Raw genomic sequence first — 16,007 nt, forward strand, 5'->3', positions numbered from 1 at the left:
GCGCATGGCAACCTCAGACGAGTACGACCGCGCAGTCGGTGAGTCGATCCAGACCGCTCGGGCAATGCGCGGGTGGTCGCAGGCAACCCTGGCGGCGAAGCTCTCGGAATCCGACTCGACGAATTGGCACCAACAGACGATCCTCAGACTCGAGTCTGGACAGAGATCCCTCAAGGTCCGTGAGTTACTGCGTCTCGCTGAGGTCCTCGACGTGAGTCCTCTTGGGCTGTTGAGCAACTCGATTCGTAGCGCGAACCATCACCGGGACCTCGATCGCGACGACGTCGAGTGGATGGTGAGAGATCTCAACGCGGTCGTGTCTGAGGTGGAGGGAGCTTTGAATGCGCAGCTCGAGGCGTCACGAGCGCTCGAGCCGGCGTTGCAGCGGCTCAGGCATCAGCGGGACGTGCTTACCGTGGACCTCGAGCAGCGGGTTTCGGAAGAGTTGAGATTCTTCGGCCCGGGAGAGGGGCCGGACGATGCCCAGGCGTAGCCGACGGGCGGGGAAAGGCTCGATCACGAGCTACGCCACGAAGGCCGGCACGCGCTGGCGGTATCAGCTGTGGGTACCGATCGACCCCGAGCACCCGGACGACGGACTACGGCAGACGGGCAAGGGCGGATTCAAGACCGCGGCGGAAGCGGACGACGCGCTGACCAAGGCGAAGAACGAGGCGGCGGCGGGGCTGCGGTCGGACTCCTCGAAAATCGCCCTCGGCCCCTACGCCCGAACATGGCTCGACGGCCGGCGGATCGCGAACACCACCCGGGAGCAGTACGCCCGCCACCTCGACCTGCACATCGTTCCCCACCTCGGGGACCTGCCCATCCGATCGATCACGGCGGCACGTATCGCCAAGTTCTACCGGGACCTCGAGGCCGGGGGACTGTCGGCGTCCACCGTGCGGAAGGTGGGCGTGACGCTCGCTCAGATCCTCGACGCCGCGGTGTCGGATCGGCACGTGCTCACCAATCGGGCACGAGACAAGCGAGCCGAACCGCCCACCCGCAAGCACGTGGAGGCAGAGGCCGGCGACTTCGAGGCGTGGACAGCCGAGCAGCTCGGTGCATTCCTGGCCTGGGATCGGGACGTCTACGCCGACGAGCTGCACCCGCTGTGGCACCTGCTCGCGTCCACGGGGATGCGCAGGGGAGAGGCCCTGGCGCTGCGGTGGGTCGATGTCGACCTCACGGAAGGGTCGGTGAACATCCGTCGCGCCCTGGACTCATCGCAGACGGGCAAGGGGAGCGTGAAGGGGACCAAGACCGGACGCAACCGGGTCGTGGAGATCGACGCCGGAACGGTCGAGGTGCTGCGGTCACACCGGGCTACGCGGGGGAGTCTGTCTCTCGGGCTGGCGCGGGGAGAGGCCCTGGTGTTCGGCAACGGCGCCGGAGAGCCTCGCAACGTCCGCTCGGTGTCCAACAGTGTTTGGGACGCCTTTCGGAAAGCGCGGTTCTGATGATCGGGTAGCGGTCGGACGGGCATCGGATAGCGGCATCTGCCCGTCCGACCGCTGGGCCGCTATGGCGTTGCCGTGGCGAGGTGCCGTCTCATGTTCGGGCCGTCGAGGGCGATGATCTCGGCGCCGGCGACGATCCGGTTGAGGATCGATTCGGCGATGACCGCGTCTTGGAGCGACTTGTACCAATCTGGCGGATCGAACTGCGAGGTCACCAGCGTCGAGCCCCGCCCTTCCCGAGCGGCAAGGATGTTGAGCAGCTCCGCCGCGGTGTGCGGAGCCACCGGCGTGGTCAGGAAGTCATCGAGAACCAGCAGGTCGCAGTTGTGCAGATCAGTGAGGAAGTCCAGCCTGCGCTGCGAGGTCGGCTCCAGCACGGCGAGCCGGTTGGCCAGGTCGTCGAGCCGGAAGAACCTCGCGGTGTAGTACTTTCGGCACGCGGCATTGAGCAGCGCCTGGGCGAGGTAGGTCTTGCCCACGCTGGACTGGCCGAGCACGACGAGATTGCGGGTGGCGTCGATCCATTGACAGCTGGAAAGTCGTGCGATTAGCTCGCGGTTGACGTTGCGGTCAGGCAGGTAGCGGATCTCTTCTACGCAAGCATCAGGGTTTGGCGATCTGGAGGCCTTGAGTAGTTTCTGGGTCCGGCGTTCCTGCCTGGCCGTGATCTCTTTGTCCAGGGCGTGGAAGATCTTCTCCGAGAAGGTCCACTCGTCGCAGGCGGGATCGTTGGCCAAGTCGATGACGGTCTGGCCGAACGCGGTCATCCGCAACTGGGTGAACAGTGGCATGTCGGCGTCGGTGAGATGACGATCAGTCACTGCAGCTCCTCCCGCCCCGCGGTGCCGCTGCTCGGGCCTCCGGTGAGGACGGCGAGGCTGAACTGCTCCGGCCCGGCCAGATGCGCCCCGGTGGTATCTCGCCGATCCGGCGGTACCGCTACAGGCGTTGCGGTCGCCGGCGTCGTCGCTGCGGTCGTGGTGGTGGGTCGAGCGGCGGCCTGGGCCCTCAGGGCCGCCAGCTGCTGCTTGACGGCGGTGTAGCTGATCGCCCGGCGTGAGGTCTCGGAGACCAGCTGCCCGCAGGCCCGCTCGAGCAGCATCTTGTTGTCCCCGCGGGCCAGGGCGAGGATGTTCTGGCACGAGCGGTAGCCCTGAGCCTCGATCCGCTGGCGATCCAGGACCTCACTGATCGCGGCCACGGTGTGCGGTCCGATCTTGTGGGCCTGGCGCACGAAATACGCCCGCGACCACAGGTCCGATGACTGCAGATGCTGCGCGGGAACATGGTCAGGGTCGGTCACGAAGGCGTGCCGCCTACCGGAGACGGCGTGGGAGGCGATGACCTCCCCGCCAGCCATGACAGTGAGCGTGGGGCCGGTGATCTTCACATCGACGTGCTGGCCAGCGAAGGTGTAGGGCACCGAGTACTTCACCGTGGCGATCTCCACGTGGTAATCCCTGTTGACCTTGGACTTCTTCCAGATGACTGGCTGCCAGCGGGCCTCGGGAAGGTCGAACAGTTCCGACTGCTCGTGCTCGGTGAACAGCTCCCGGCGGCTGGTCTTCTGGCCGCGGAACGGGGTCCGGTCGTTGATCGCCTCGACCTCGGCGGCGATCGCCTCGTTCGCATCATCCAGGCTAGCGAACCGCCGATCGGCCAGCCGTCCGATCACCCAGTTCGTCACCACCTTCACCCCAGCCTCGACGTGCCCCTTGTCTGTCGGGCGCACCGGCCGAGTGGGCACGGCAGCGGTCTGGTGATACTCGAGGAAGTCACGGTACTCACGGTTGACCTCGCGGGCCCGGTCACCGCGGGCGATCTGGTTCGACGCCGTCGAGGCGTTGTCCGGGACGATCACCTGCGCCGCGCCGCCGAAGTACTCGAACGCCTGCAAGTGCGCGTCGAGCCAGTTCGGCATCTTCTCGTCCAGGCAGCCGCAGGCGAAGACCATCCCCGAGTACGGCAGCGATGCCACGAACACCGACACTGTGGTCTTGGTGCCGGTGACGGGATCGAAGATGGCCATCTTCGTGCCCGCCCAGTCGACCTGCATCGTGTGCCCGGGCACGTGCGTGATCCGCATCGTCAGCTCGTTGACCTCGACGTACTCGCCGATGATCTGGCAGAACCGCTGGTAGCTGTAGTGCCGCTGCCCCGGCGTGCCGTCAGTGTCGAGGTAGTTGGCCCACAGCACCCGCAGCGGCAGCTTCTTCTTGCCCGTGCGCTTCTTCACGGCAGCCGCCACGTCGAAGGCGACGAACTCCTTCGACGGCGTCTTGCGCCCATCGGCGAACAAGACGTCGATCTCCTCGACGCTGAGCGCCTCGACCTGGCTCGTGGCGGTCAACCCGTGCTCGTGGCAGACCTTCTTCGCCTTCGCGACCGTGCGATGCGAGCAACCCGCGATCGCCTCGATGTCCCGGTAGGACCTGTCCTGCAGCAGTAGCGACATCACCAATCGGTAATCAGTCACCCGTGCCTCCTGTTCGGATCCACGCGCAGCCTGGTTGCCACGCGTAGAACCGACACGAGCACACGAGGACCGGCACCGCTATCCGATGCTCATACTCGCGCTACCCGATCATCAGAACCCTGCTATCCGAAGCACGTCCCTAACATCCAACAGCTGGGGGCATCGTGTCGGCAAGGCTCAGGCGAAGCTAGGGGCGGATGCGCTGCCCTCCCTGCGGCTGCACGGGCTGCGGCACACTCACGCCTCACTGCTGCTGGCGGCCGGCGTCCCGGTGAAGGTGGTCTCGGAGCGCCTGGGGCACGCCTCGGTGTCGGTGACGATGGACGTCTACGCCCACGTGATGCCAGGGGCTCAGCGCAGTGCTGCGGAGAGGTTCGCGAGCCTGCTCGGATAGGTCGCTATTGCATGGGCTGTTGCATGGCCCGGATACGAGAACGCCCCCGACCGGTGTTTCCACTGGTCGGGGGCGTTTCCCTTCGGGGTGAGTGACGGGACTCGAACCCGCGACAGCCAGGATCACAACCTGGTGCTCTACCAACTGAACTACACTCACCATTGCATTCGCCGGCAACCTTTCGGTGGCTTGCGCCTGCGGTACAGATACTAGCCTGACGAAGACGAAAAAGACGAATCGGCTGGTCAGGCCGGTCCCAGGTCCTTTACGACGGCTGCAAGATCGGCCGGAGTGGGGCCGGGAGGCGCCACGAAGGCCGTGCGCCGGTAGTAGCGCAGTTCGCGGATCGACTCCTTGATGTCCGCTAGTGCCCGGTGCGACAGGCCCTTCTCCGGCTGGCCGAAGTAGATGCGCGGATACCAGCGCCGGCACAGCTCCTTGATCGAGCTGACGTCCACCATGCGGTAGTGCAGGTAGTTGTCGAGCTCGGGCATGTCGCGGGTGATGAACGCGCGGTCGGTCGCGATGGAGTTGCCGGCCAGCGGCGCCGTGCCCGCCTCGGTGACGTGCTCCCGGATGTACGCGAGGACCTGCTTCTCCGCTTCGGCGAGGCTGACCGTCGAGCGGCGCACCTCTTCGGTGAGGCCGGACCGCTCGTGCATCTGCTGCACGACTTCCGGCATGTCGGCGAGGGCGTCGTCATCGGCGTGGATCACGATGTCCACGCCCTCGCCGAGCACGTTGAGATCACTGTCGGTGACCAGAGCCGCGATCTCGATCAGTTTGTCGCTGCCGAGACGCAGCCCCGTCATCTCACAGTCGATCCATACCAGTTTGTCCTGCACGACAGACAGACTATCCACCGACGCCGCACCCATGAGGCGCGGCGTCGACGGTCCGGTAGGAAACGGGCACCCTCACGCCTTCACGGAGGCCGTGCGCGGCGCCGCCGGACGGGTGGAACGACGTGCCGCCGGGGTGTACTGCCGGTCGAGGGTCCGGCCCACTGTGCTCACTTCCGGGGCGGTGAAGTCGTGCCGAAGGAAGGACTCGGGGGAGTCGTCGAGGATCTCCATCCACGGTGCCGGCAGCGGCGGAGCGACGGTGCCGGTGAGCGTCGAGGGGTAGCTGTTGTTGCGGTAGCCCATGATGTCGCGCTTCTTGTCCTGTTTCCACTGCTTGAACACCTCCCCCTGGCGTTCGACGTGGAACTCGGGGTAGTCGGTGCGGTCGACGAGATCGCGGATGTACGCGGCCTGGAAGTCGATTTCCTCCACCGGCGACGACAGCTTCTCCTCGCGTGCCCGCCAGTGGTCGATGTCGTGCTCGCGGGTGTCGAGGTCGGGCAGGTCGACGCGGCCGAGCATGAAGTCGCGTGCGTACCAGGCTTGGGCGTCGAACATGTTGAACGTGAAGTACTGGTCCTGTGCGCCGAGGTACATCAGCTTCGGGTTGCGCTGGAAGAAGATGCCCTTGTAGATGTCGCGCGGGTAGAGCCGGTTGTCGGTGCGCAGTGCGAGTTCGTCGGGCAGGAACGGGTAGTGGTGTTTGTACCCCGTGCACAGCACGATGGCGTCGACCACGCGGGTGCTGCCGTCACGGAAGTGGGCGACCTTGCCGTCGACATGGGTGAGCAACGGCACCTCGGAGAACTGCTCGGGCCAGTGGTGACCCATCGGTGCGCTGCGGTAGCTGAAGGTGACCTGTTCGGCGCCGTACTTGATGCATTGCGTTCCGATGTCCTCGGCCGAGTAGCTGCTGCCGACGAGCAGCAGTCGTTTGCCGGTGAACTCGCGGGCGTCGCGGAAGTCGTGGGCGTGCAGCACACGTCCCGGGAACCGGTCGAGACCGTCGAAGTGGGGGACCTGCGGGGTGGAGAAGTGTCCGGTGGCGACGACGACGTGGTCGAACTCGTCGGACTCCAGCGCGCCCCGGTCGTGGTTCATCACCGTCACGGTGAATTTCTGCGTCTCGTCGGACCACTCGACCCACCGCACCGCAGTGTTGAACCGGATGTACTTGCGCACGTCGCTCTTCTCGACGCGACCCATGATGTAGTCGAGCAGGACGGCGCGCGGCGGGTACGACGGGATGGGGCGTCCGAAGTGCTCCTCGAAGGAGTAGTCGGCGAACTCGAGGCATTCCTTCGGGCCGTTGGACCACAGGTAGCGGTACATGCTCCCGTGGACGGGCTCACCGTGCTCGTCGAGTCCCGTGCGCCAGGTGTAGTTCCACATTCCTCCCCAGTCGGGCTGCTTCTCGTAGCAGACGATGTCGGGGATCTGCTCCAGACCGGCCTTTCGGGCTGCTTCGAAAGCGCGCAGCTGTGCGAGTCCACTGGGACCTGCTCCGAGAATGGCGATCTTGGGCGTCAATGTGTTTCTCCTGTGTTCGTGGAATATGTCGCGTAGTTCGTTGCTAGCACACGTCGTTGTTTTTGCGAACGATCCTCACGTCGTCGACGGAACGGATTCTCGTAGAGAAAGTGCAGGTCAACGCGGTGTACTAGCTGGGAAACCGTGCCGCTGCGGTTGTGATCGGAATCACTGTAATGCGACAATTCCGGCATCCGATAAGAATGGTTCTTCCGTGGGTTCGACGGCCCGGTACCGTCGCAGTGGGCGAGGTCGAGGCCGGAGGGGGCGAGCATGACCGACAAGCCGGAGATCACCGCCGCGACCATCGCGGCCGGGTACGAGGTGATCGGCGAGGCGCTGGAACTGGGCACCGTCGTGCTCGACGGCGTCGCCGATCCCGACGCGCCGGTGCGCATCCCGCTCGCCACTCTGAATCGTCACGCGCTGGTCGCCGGTGCGACCGGCACGGGCAAGACCAAGACGCTGCAGGTCATGGCCGAACAACTGTCGGCGGCGGGGGTGCCGGTGGTGATGGCCGACGTGAAGTCCGATCTGTCGGGCCTGTCGGCCGCCGGCGAGCCCGACGATGCGGTGCTCAACCGCGCGGGCGACACCGGCGACGAGGACTGGACGCCCACGGGGCACCCTGTGGCCTTCTACTCGCTCGGTACCGACGGGGTCGGTATCCCCGTCCGCGCCACCGTCACCTCGTTCGGGCCGATCCTGCTCTCGAAGGTGCTGGGGCTCAACGCCATTCAGGAGTCGACTCTCGGGTTGGTCTTCCACTGGGCCGACCGCAACGGCCTGCCGCTGCTCGATCTCGCCGACCTGCGGCAGGTGATCCGCCACCTGACGAGCGACGAAGGGCGCGGTGCACTCGACGATCTCGGTGCCGTGTCGCCCGCGACCGCCGGCGTCATCCTCCGCGCGGTCGTCAACCTCGAGAACGCGGGTGGGGACGGATTCTTCGGCGAACCCGAACTGGAGGTCGAGGACCTGCTGCGGGTGATCGACGGTCAGGGCACGATCAATCTGTTCGAGTTCGGCGACGAGGCCACTCGACCCGCGCTGTTCTCGACATTCCTGATGTGGTTGCTCGCCGACCTGTTCCAGTCGCTACCGGAAGTCGGCGACGTCGACACACCGCGGCTCGTGTTCTTCTTCGACGAGGCGCATCTGCTCTTCACCGATGCGTCGAAGGCGTTCCTGCAGCAGATCGAACAGACCGTGAAGCTCATCCGGTCCAAGGGCGTCGGTGTGGTCTTCTGTACGCAGTCGCCCACCGATATCTCCCGGAGCGTGCTCTCACAACTGGGAGCGCGGATCCAGCACGCGTTGCGCGCCTTCACCCCCGAGGACGAGGCCGCGCTCGCGAAGGTGGTGCGTACCTTCCCGAAGACCGACGCCTACGATCTCGCCGACGCTCTGACCGGTCTGGCGACCGGGGAGGCGATCGTGACGGTCCTGTCCGAACTGGGCACGCCCACGCCCGTCGCCTGGACGCGTCTGCGACCGCCGCGCTCGCTGATGGGCACAGTGGGGGAGAGCGCGATGCGTGCGTCGGCGCAAGCGAACCCGCTCTACGGGAAGTACGGCCGCACCATCGACCGGGAATCGGCCTACGAGAAGCTCACCGCATCGGTGGTCGGGGCCACCGACATCGAACCGATCCCGGACATGCCGTCGCAGGCGCCGGACGATGCCGGGGCGTCGGTCGTGGAGCAGGTGCTCGGCAGCGCAGCCGTGCGCAGCTTCATCCGCTCGGCGGCGTCCGCAGCCGGCCGCGAGATCGGCCGGAGCCTATTCGGCACAGGACGCCGCCGAAGGCGGTGAAGGAACGATTCGTTGGGCGGTGGCCCGTCAGCTGCCGCCGAGCTTCTTGTAGAACGCGCCGGCGATCGGGGCCGAGATGGACCGCGGCGAGAACTGACCGGCAGCCGACATGGCCTTGCTGATCACACCGGGCACGATGCGCATCCGGTTCGCGGCGAGCGCGTCGAGCGACACCTTCGCGGTGTGTTCGCTCGAGATCCACAGGAAGTCCGGGACCAGCTTGTCGACGATCGACGCCTCGGCCGGGTCGGGTTCCTCGGTGCGCACCGGGCCGGGGGCGAGCAGCGTGACATGCACGCCGGTGCCCTTGAGCTCACCGCGCAGGGACTCGGAGAAGGTGTTGACGAACGCCTTCGTCGCGGCGTAGGTGGCGTTGTTCGGGATCGGCATGTTGCCTGCGGCCGAACCCACCATGAGGATCGCGCCGGAGTTCCGCTCGACCATCTGCGGCAGCACCGCGAGGGTGAGGTCGTGGACGGCGACGGCGTTGAGCTCGACCTGTGCCCGCTCGTAGGCCGCGTCGAGCTCGGCGACCGCGCCGAAGGTGGCGATACCGGCGTTGTTGCACAGGATGCTGATGCGCCTACGTCCGAGTTCGTCGGCGAGTGGTGTCCGTGCGTCGCGGTCCGACAGATCGCAGGCGCGCACCTCGACGGTCACGCCGTGCTTCGCGCGCAGGGTCTCGGCGAGGACCTCCATCACCTCTCCGCGACGGGCGACCAGGATCAGCGAATGGCCGCGGGTGGCGAGTTCGGTTGCGAGGGCCTCGCCGATGCCGGAGGACGCTCCGGTGACGACGGCACGGGCATCGGGATGGGGATTCGGCAGAGTCACAGTGGGTCAGCGTAGCGGCAGGCTCGGGAGCGGCGACCGGGCCCGCCCCGGCCATGGGGCCGAGTCGTTCGGTGCCGCGCGACGGAGTCGTTCCATGCCACCGCAGCTCCGGAAGCCTAGGCTCCGGGGCATGAATGCGTTCACGGACACGGCGAGCGGGGCCGGGGAGGCCACGACACGTCGTCAGGTCGTCTCGTGGGGTCTGTGGGACTGGGGTTCCGCGGCGTTCAACGCCGTGATCCTGACGTTCGTATTCTCCGTCTATCTCACCGACGCGGTCGGCGACGACCTGCCGGGTGGGATCTCGGCGAGCACCTGGCTCGGATGGTCGCTCGGCATCGCCGGGTTCGTCATCGCCGTGACCGCGCCGGTGTCGGGCCAGCGGTACGACGCAGTCGGGCGACGGAAATGGTCGCTGGGCATCCTCACCGGGGTCACCGTCGCGGCGATGGCGGCGATGTACTTCGTGCGTGACGACTACCACTATCTGTGGCTCGGGCTGGTCCTGCTCGGCGTGGCATCCGTGATGGCCGAGCTCGCGCAGGTCCCGTACAACTCGATGCTGCGCCAGGTGTCGACGCCGGACGACATCGGACGGGTGTCGGGCTTCGGTTGGGCGATGGGCTATTTCGGTGGCATCGTGCTCCTGCTGTTGTGCTACACCGGGTTCATCGCCGGCGACGGCGACACCCGCGGTTTCCTCGGTGTGCCCACCGAGGGCGGCACCAACATCCGGCTCGTCGCGCTGTTCGCGGCCGTATGGTTCGCGGTGTTCGCTGTGCCCGTGCTGCTCGCCGTCCCGGAGAAGCCGGTCGCGCGTGGCGACGTCGCCCGCCGCGCCGGTTTCGTCGAGTCCTACCGCGTGCTGTGGCGCGACCTGACGGAGTTGTGGCGGGCGGATCGTCGCACCATCTGGTACCTCGGGGCGTCGGCGTTGTTCCGGGACGGTCTCGCCGGCGTCTTCACCTTCGGGGCGGTCCTCGCCGTCACGGTCTACGGGATCGGAGCGGGCGACGTGCTGATCTTCGGTGTCGCCGCGAACGTCGTCTCCGCGGTGGGCGCACTGGTGGCCGGACGCGTCGACGACCGGGTCGGGCCCAAGGCGGTCATCGTGGGCTCGCTGGTCGCGATGATCGCGACCAGCATCGTCCTGCTCGTGGTGTCGGGTCCGACGATGTTCTGGATCTTCGGTCTGGTGCTGTGTCTGTTCGTCGGTCCGGCCCAGTCGTCGGCGCGGACCTTCCTGGCGCGCCTGACCCCGCCGGGACGGGAGGGGCAGATGTTCGGTCTCTACGCGACGACGGGACGTGCGGTGTCGTTTCTGGCACCGACGCTGTTCGGGTTCTTCGTGTGGTGGTTCGGCACCGACCGAGCGGGGATCGTGGGGTTGCTGATCGTGCTCGGCGCGGGCCTGGTGTCGTTGCTCGCCGTGCGGGCTCCCGAGACGCCGGAGCAGGCGTGAACCGGCTCAGTCGGTGATCGTGGCGAGCACTTGGTCGGCGGCGTTGCGGTGCCCGGCCGCGTTCGGATGCAGCGGGATCGATCCGGCGGCCGGCTGCAGGCCGGCCATCCACCGGGTCTCCGGATCGGCGCACACGTCGTGGTCGCGGCTCGAATCGCGCAGATCGACGTAGTCCACGTCGGCGGCCTCGGCCTGCTCGCGCATGACGGTGTTCAACCGGTCGATCTTCTCCTGCAGGTAGGTCGCGTCGTCGGGCCAGATCCGCTGCTCGGGGAAGCACCCGCCGTCGCGGATTCCGGTGGGATAGCCGACGAGCACGATGCGTGCCTCCGGGGAACGCCGGCGGATCTCGTCGATCACCGTGGTGTAGACGGGCGCGAAGGCGTCGATGGCGGCGTCGACACGGTCGGTGCCGTCCGGGGTGTTCGTGATCGCGCACGACGCGCCATCGGGTGGCGCCGAGAGATTGACGCATCCCAGCGCCAGCTGGACGAGACCGATGTCGTTGCCGCCGATACCCACAGTGACGAGTTCGGTGTCGGGGCGCAGCGCGTCGTACTGCGGTGGCACCGTCGCGCCGCGGAAGGTGGTCTGCGGCATCGCGAAGTCGAGTGAGGTGGCGGCGCCGCACGACGCGTCGACGAAGTCCTCGATACCGAGATCGGTCGCGACGAGGGTGGGGTAGTTGCTCGCCGACCGCCCGCACGGATCGCCGTCGGTCTGCGGCGGGATGCCGGGCCCGGAGGTGAACGAGTCTCCCAGGGCGACGTACGACGCGTAGTCCGCAGCCGGGGGCATGTCCTGCGTGTCGGCGCAGGCGACCGTGCCCACGGTCGTGAACGCGATTGCGGCGCAGGCGATGACCCCCGACCGTCGGAGAAGTCTCGGCATCGTCACAGTGGACCTCGCAATCCGGTGGGTGGATGTTTCCGAGGCTACAGGTGTGCCGGTGACCGGAACGGGCGCCGAACGCCGACCGGTCGGGTCGATCGAATACCGAGCGTCCCGCTCATGCCTTGAAGTAGACGATCTGGTGCGAGGTCGCGAGCAGAACGCCGTCGCGACCCCACAGTTGTGCGCTCTGGTCGAAGAAGCCCTGTTCGAACCGATTCGCACGTGCGGTCGCGAGCACGGGGCTGTCGGATTGCGCGGCAACGGTCTCCGGGTCCGCGTGGAAGTAGACGGTCATCGAGACCGTGCCGGCCGGCAGCACCCGACCCAGACGCAGGAATGCCCGGGGGTAGAAGATGTCGCACATCGCGGTGAGCGAGGCGAAGTCGAGCGGGCGCGACGGGACGTCGCGGACCCACAGCGTCGACGTAGAGTCGGCGACCTCCGCGCTGCCCTCCTCGGGAACGACTCCTGCGGTGTACCGCATCTCGTAGTTGCGTGCCCACGCGATGAAGTCGGGCAGCGGTGTCGGCTCGAGCGAGTCGGGTGCCGGGGCGGCCGGCGCCTGCAGTTCGGTCGACGACCAGGTGGGGCGACGGAGACCGAAGACGGCCGTTGCGGTGGTGGCGACCTCGCCGCCCTGCGACAGTTCGATCGACCAGTGCTGGGTGGTCCGGTTCGTGCGCACCGGGCGCACCGCGATGTCGAACGGTCCGTCGGCGATGGGGCCGGCGTAGTTGATCGTCAGGGACAGCGGCATGCCGAGGACGTCCGGGTGTCGTTCGACCGCGCGGAGGAGAGTCGCGGCGGTGATACCGCCGAACGGGCCGACCATGTTCGCGTAGGCGGGGTGCGTGTGCCCTTCGGTGCGATCGTCCCGGACCTCGAACAGGTCGACGGCAGCGTCGAAGACGTGAGTGGTCACCGAGACGTCGGTCATGGCAGGGTCTCCTCGGAAGATGGTGTCGCGCAGGATCGGATCCGTACGACAACATACACAGAGTATGGGGGACCACCACCACTGCCGCAGGAACGGGTGATCGCTGCAGAGCGGCGGGACGGACCGCGCGCGGCGATGATCGCCGGCGCGATCGCGCTGATGAGCGAACGAGGTGTCGCGGCCACGTCGTTCCGGGACGTGCTCGAGAACAGCGGGGCGCCGCGCGGCTCGATCTACCACCACTTTCCCGGCGGTAAGGCGCAACTCGTCGAAGAGACGACGGACCGGGCAACCACCCGGATCGAGCGGTCGCTGACGGCCGACGGCGTCGGTGCAGAGCGTGCCGGTCGTTGGCGAGCCTGGTCATCGCCGCCCTGGAGGGCGCGCTGGTCGCGGCCCCGGCGCAACGCAGTCCGGCTCCGCTCGATGCGGTCGTCGCCGAACTCGAGGTGCTGCTCGCCCCGGTGGTGGGCTGACCGAAGCTGCAGCGGCCGGAAGCCACGGTCGGTGGACTCTCAGCCGTTCCGTCGCCGCGAGATTGCGTTCGCGATCTCGGCCGGCGCTTCCTCCGGAATCCAGTGCGAGACGTCGGGCAGGACCACGAAGTCGTACTCGGCGTCGACGAATTCGCCGCAGCGTTCGGCGCCGGCGCGGCCGATCGCGATGTCGGCGGTGCTCCAGATGTAGGTCGTCGGGACGCGGACCGGGGGAGTCGAATCGAGATCCCGCGTCATGGCGCGATACCAGTTCAGGGCGGCGGTGAGAGCGCCCGGCGCGGACAGGGCGGAGACGTAGTGGTCGACCGAGTCGTGGTCGACTGCGGAGGTGAACATCGCCCGCAGGCGCCGCGCGTCGTCGGCGAGGAGCAGGGTCTCCGCCTTGCCCTCCTCGCGGAAGAGACCGATGTAGGAGGAGCGTTCGCGCTGGTCGGCGTCCTCCCGCAACGCCCAGCCGTAGGCGGCGAGGTGGGGGACCGAGACCGCGGTCAACGCCGAGACGCGGTCGGGATTGTGGGCGGCGAAGTACCACGCCACAGCGGCACCCCAGTCGTGTCCGACGAGGTGGACGCGATCGAGCCCGAACTCGTCGAGCAGGCCGAGGACATCACCGGCGAGCGCCGGCACCGCGTAGTGCTCGACGCCGTTCGGCCGGGCACCGGGGGAGTACCCGCGCTGGTCGGGGGCGATCACGCGGAAACCGCGCTCGACGAGCAGGCGCGCCACCGGCGTCCAGCTGCGTGATGTCTCGGGGAAGCCGTGCAGGAGCACGACGGGTGGGCCGTCCCTCGGACCCGCCACGCGCACGTCGAAGGTCAGGTCGTCGTAGGTGGCGGGTTCGGTCGATGCCATGGGAACCACGTTACGGAAGAGGGGTGTCTGCGACAGGATTTCCTGGCCACCTCGACGAACCGGCGTCGCGCCGACCCGTCACCGGTCGTTCGACGTCCGTCGCGGCCGCCACGCCGCCGCGCCCAGCAGGATCAGACGCATCTGTTTCTCCGCGCGCGTGACCACCTCCGATTCCTGCGCACTGCCGGGACGTTCGACGGCGAGCAGGTCGAGGACGAAATCGAGCATCGCGGTGACCAGCAGATCGGCGGCCATCTCGAGATCGTCGAACTCCCAGTCCTCGAGGCCCGGGGAGCGGCCCAGGTCGGCGGCGAGCTCGCTGGTCAGCAGGCGCAGTTCGACGGAGATCGCGGCGGCGACCTCGGGAACGCCGCCGTGGCGTTCGCGTGCCAGGAACCGGAAAGCCGCCTTGTGTGCCCGTACCTGTTGGACCAGCACGTCGAGCGATTGCCGCGCACCTGCCGGACCGGGCGTGCGACGCGCGTCGCGCAGCAGGCGCCGAAGTACCCGCATCGTGTCCGCCGCAAGGGTGACGCCGAGTTCGTCCATGGACGAGAAGTGCCGGTAGAACGCGGTGGGCACGATACCCGCGTGACGGGCCACCTCCCTCAGACTCAGCCCGCCGAGTCCCCGGTCGGCGGACAGGTCGAGGGCGGCGTCGAGAAGCGCCTGACGTGTGCGTTCCTTGCGTTCGGCGCGTGTGGTCGGCGGAGGTGCGGAAGCGGTGGACACCCCCTGAGTCTAGGCATGACGTTCCCAGCGGTGTCCGTACATCTGTGTCAGCAGTCACATCGGGGTTGACAGGCGGGTGTGTCCGGCTGTCACACTGATTTCAGTGCACATTCGTTCACTGAGCACGCAGAGGTCTACCGAAAGGCCGACAGATATGATCGTGCGCGCCCGTCCGACGCCCGTCCGGCGCTCGGGTTCGTTGCGAAAATTGCTGGTAGAGGCACTCGGAGTGCTGTCCTACCCGCATCACCCGGACCGCTACCTGGAACTCGCCGACCCGCTTCTCGTCACGTCGGCGAACTATGCCCGGATTACAGATGTGGACCGAAGCGCCACCGACTCGCTCACGATCACGGTGCGCCCCGCGCAGCCGTGCCGACCCCTACCCGGGCAGTACGTGACCGTGTCGGTGCGTGTCGACGGTGTGCGGCATACGCGCTGCTACTCGCCGACGCTCGTCGAAGCGGAGTCGAAGCGCCGGCCCGACCTGCGGTTCACCATCGGCAGGCATCCCGAGGGTACCGTCTCACGCCACCTCCACGACCGAGCGCAGGTCGGAGACGTCATCGAACTCGGTTCTCCCACAGGCGAGTTCGTGCTGCCGAGCCCACGCCCCCGACGTCTGCTGTTCGTCGCCGCGGGCTCCGGGCTGACTCCCGTGCTGTCGATGCTGTCCGGTCTCGTCGCCGAGGGGTACGACGGGTGCGCGGTGCTGCTCTACTACACCCGCACCCCCGGGCATGTTCCGCGCCGCGCCGAACTCGACGCTCTTGCCGACCGACCCAACATCGAGATCGTCCACGCGCACACCCGCTCCGACGACGGGCTGCTGCAGGGTCGGTTCGACCGCAGCCACCTCGCGGCCGTCGCACCCTGGTACGCCGACACGCCCACCTTCGTGTGTGGTCCGGCAGAGATGGTCGCGGGCATCCGCGCGGTCTACGCCGAACAGGGAGCCGAGACGATGGTGAACACCGAGGAATTCGTCCTCGCACCACCGGTCGTGTCGACGGACGATGCCGGCGGCGAGATCTCCTTCGCCGAATCCGGCGTGGTTGCCCAGAACACCGGGTCGACGCTGCTCGAACAGGCCGAAGCGGCCGGTCTCACGCCCGAACACGGATGCCGCATGGGCATCTGCCACAGCTGCACCGCCGTCCGGCTGTCGGGGTGCACGCGCGACGTGCGTACCGGCGACGTCGATTCGGAACCGGGCCGCCGCATCCAGATCTGTGTCAGCGCCCCGGTCGGCGACGTCGCCGTCGAACTCTGAACC

16 protein-coding genes, 1 tRNA gene and 1 pseudogene are annotated in these 16,007 nt (G+C 67.5%); 8 read left to right on the forward strand and 10 right to left on the reverse strand.

Annotated elements, in window-relative coordinates; genetic code table 11:
* Window positions 1-4 precede the first annotated feature (4 nt).
* Entirely contained in the window at window positions 5-493 is a 489-nt protein-coding gene (locus KXC42_RS08405) for a helix-turn-helix domain-containing protein (protein ID WP_219130186.1), read from the forward strand.
* Window positions 480-1,463, forward strand: coding sequence for a tyrosine recombinase XerC (gene xerC / locus KXC42_RS08410; RefSeq protein WP_219130187.1), 984 nt, complete (start codon window positions 480-482; stop codon window positions 1,461-1,463). The genes KXC42_RS08405 and xerC overlap by 14 nt, the downstream gene beginning before the upstream one ends.
* Before the next feature lie 62 nt (window positions 1,464-1,525).
* Here the strand turns inward: xerC and KXC42_RS08415 are convergent, their stop codons facing one another.
* Together KXC42_RS08415 and istA are read right to left on the reverse strand one after the other, a co-directional pair.
* Window positions 1,526-2,284: an ATP-binding protein gene (locus KXC42_RS08415; RefSeq protein WP_007633699.1), complete on the reverse strand. Its 759-nt coding sequence runs from the start codon at window positions 2,282-2,284 to the stop codon at window positions 1,526-1,528.
* Window positions 2,281-3,939, reverse strand: a complete 1,659-nt coding sequence (istA, locus tag KXC42_RS08420; RefSeq protein WP_257605819.1) for an IS21 family transposase — start codon at window positions 3,937-3,939, stop codon at window positions 2,281-2,283. The genes KXC42_RS08415 and istA overlap by 4 nt, the downstream gene beginning before the upstream one ends.
* Before the next feature lie 85 nt (window positions 3,940-4,024).
* On the opposite strand from istA, the gene KXC42_RS08425 reads away from it, so the two are divergent.
* Window positions 4,025-4,333, forward strand: a complete 309-nt coding sequence (locus KXC42_RS08425; RefSeq protein WP_219130188.1) for a tyrosine-type recombinase/integrase — start codon at window positions 4,025-4,027, stop codon at window positions 4,331-4,333.
* An 86-nt stretch (window positions 4,334-4,419) separates the two neighbouring features.
* Here KXC42_RS08425 and KXC42_RS08430 read toward each other — a convergent pair.
* The 3 genes from KXC42_RS08430 to KXC42_RS08440 all read right to left on the reverse strand — a co-directional run bounded on the left by KXC42_RS08430 (window position 4,420) and on the right by KXC42_RS08440 (window position 6,708).
* Window positions 4,420-4,492: transfer RNA gene (locus tag KXC42_RS08430), tRNA-His, on the reverse strand.
* 86 nt (window positions 4,493-4,578) lie between these two features.
* Window positions 4,579-5,178 (reverse strand): oligoribonuclease, encoded by a 600-nt coding sequence (orn, locus tag KXC42_RS08435; protein WP_024100533.1) that lies wholly within the window; start codon window positions 5,176-5,178, stop codon window positions 4,579-4,581.
* 72 nt (window positions 5,179-5,250) lie between these two features.
* A complete protein-coding gene (locus KXC42_RS08440) occupies window positions 5,251-6,708 on the reverse strand; it encodes an NAD(P)/FAD-dependent oxidoreductase (RefSeq protein ID WP_219130189.1) in 1,458 nt (485 codons plus the stop codon).
* Window positions 6,709-6,981: 273 nt separating this feature from the next.
* On the opposite strand from KXC42_RS08440, the gene KXC42_RS08445 reads away from it, so the two are divergent.
* Window positions 6,982-8,523, forward strand: coding sequence for a helicase HerA-like domain-containing protein (locus tag KXC42_RS08445; protein ID WP_219130190.1), 1,542 nt, complete (start codon window positions 6,982-6,984; stop codon window positions 8,521-8,523).
* A 27-nt stretch (window positions 8,524-8,550) separates the two neighbouring features.
* Here KXC42_RS08445 and cmrA read toward each other — a convergent pair whose 3' ends face one another.
* Complete coding sequence (gene cmrA / locus KXC42_RS08450) at window positions 8,551-9,357, reverse strand: mycolate reductase (protein WP_006554373.1); 807 nt, start codon at window positions 9,355-9,357, stop codon at window positions 8,551-8,553.
* Window positions 9,358-9,487: 130 nt separating this feature from the next.
* On the opposite strand from cmrA, the gene KXC42_RS08455 reads away from it, so the two are divergent.
* On the forward strand, window positions 9,488-10,819 hold the full coding sequence (locus tag KXC42_RS08455; protein ID WP_019289006.1) for an MFS transporter: 1,332 nt from the start codon (window positions 9,488-9,490) through the stop codon (window positions 10,817-10,819).
* 6 nt (window positions 10,820-10,825) lie between these two features.
* Here the strand turns inward: KXC42_RS08455 and KXC42_RS08460 are convergent, their stop codons facing one another.
* Both KXC42_RS08460 and KXC42_RS08465 read right to left on the reverse strand, forming a co-directional pair.
* Window positions 10,826-11,716, reverse strand: a complete 891-nt coding sequence (locus KXC42_RS08460; RefSeq protein WP_006554375.1) for an SGNH/GDSL hydrolase family protein — start codon at window positions 11,714-11,716, stop codon at window positions 10,826-10,828.
* Between the two features lie 112 nt (window positions 11,717-11,828).
* Window positions 11,829-12,650, reverse strand: a complete 822-nt coding sequence (locus KXC42_RS08465) for an acyl-CoA thioesterase II (protein ID WP_019289008.1) — start codon at window positions 12,648-12,650, stop codon at window positions 11,829-11,831.
* A 159-nt stretch (window positions 12,651-12,809) separates the two neighbouring features.
* Between KXC42_RS08465 and KXC42_RS27705 the strand changes: the two are divergent.
* Together KXC42_RS27705 and KXC42_RS27710 are read left to right on the forward strand one after the other, a co-directional pair.
* A pseudogene (locus KXC42_RS27705) lies at window positions 12,810-12,866 on the forward strand (TetR/AcrR family transcriptional regulator); the annotation flags it as partial.
* A 134-nt stretch (window positions 12,867-13,000) separates the two neighbouring features.
* The gene (locus KXC42_RS27710; protein WP_019289009.1) at window positions 13,001-13,126 is read left to right on the forward strand and encodes a hypothetical protein; all 126 of its coding nucleotides are present in this window, start codon (window positions 13,001-13,003) and stop codon (window positions 13,124-13,126) included.
* Window positions 13,127-13,165: 39 nt separating this feature from the next.
* On the opposite strand, the gene KXC42_RS08475 is transcribed toward KXC42_RS27710, so the two are convergent.
* Both KXC42_RS08475 and KXC42_RS08480 read right to left on the reverse strand, forming a co-directional pair.
* Window positions 13,166-13,999 carry an alpha/beta fold hydrolase gene (locus tag KXC42_RS08475; RefSeq protein ID WP_024100537.1) on the reverse strand — a complete coding sequence of 278 codons (834 nt, stop codon included), beginning with the start codon at window positions 13,997-13,999 and terminating at the stop codon, window positions 13,166-13,168.
* Window positions 14,000-14,077: 78 nt separating this feature from the next.
* On the reverse strand, window positions 14,078-14,731 hold the full coding sequence (locus tag KXC42_RS08480) for a TetR family transcriptional regulator (RefSeq protein WP_006554379.1): 654 nt from the start codon (window positions 14,729-14,731) through the stop codon (window positions 14,078-14,080).
* 154 nt (window positions 14,732-14,885) lie between these two features.
* On the opposite strand from KXC42_RS08480, the gene KXC42_RS08485 reads away from it, so the two are divergent.
* Window positions 14,886-16,004: a ferredoxin reductase gene (locus tag KXC42_RS08485; protein ID WP_219130191.1), complete on the forward strand. Its 1,119-nt coding sequence runs from the start codon at window positions 14,886-14,888 to the stop codon at window positions 16,002-16,004.
* The last annotated feature ends 3 nt before the right edge of the window (window positions 16,005-16,007 follow it).

It is taken from the genome of Rhodococcus sp. LW-XY12, from assembly GCF_019317345.1.
GTDB lineage: Bacteria > Actinomycetota > Actinomycetes > Mycobacteriales > Mycobacteriaceae > Rhodococcus > Rhodococcus pyridinivorans.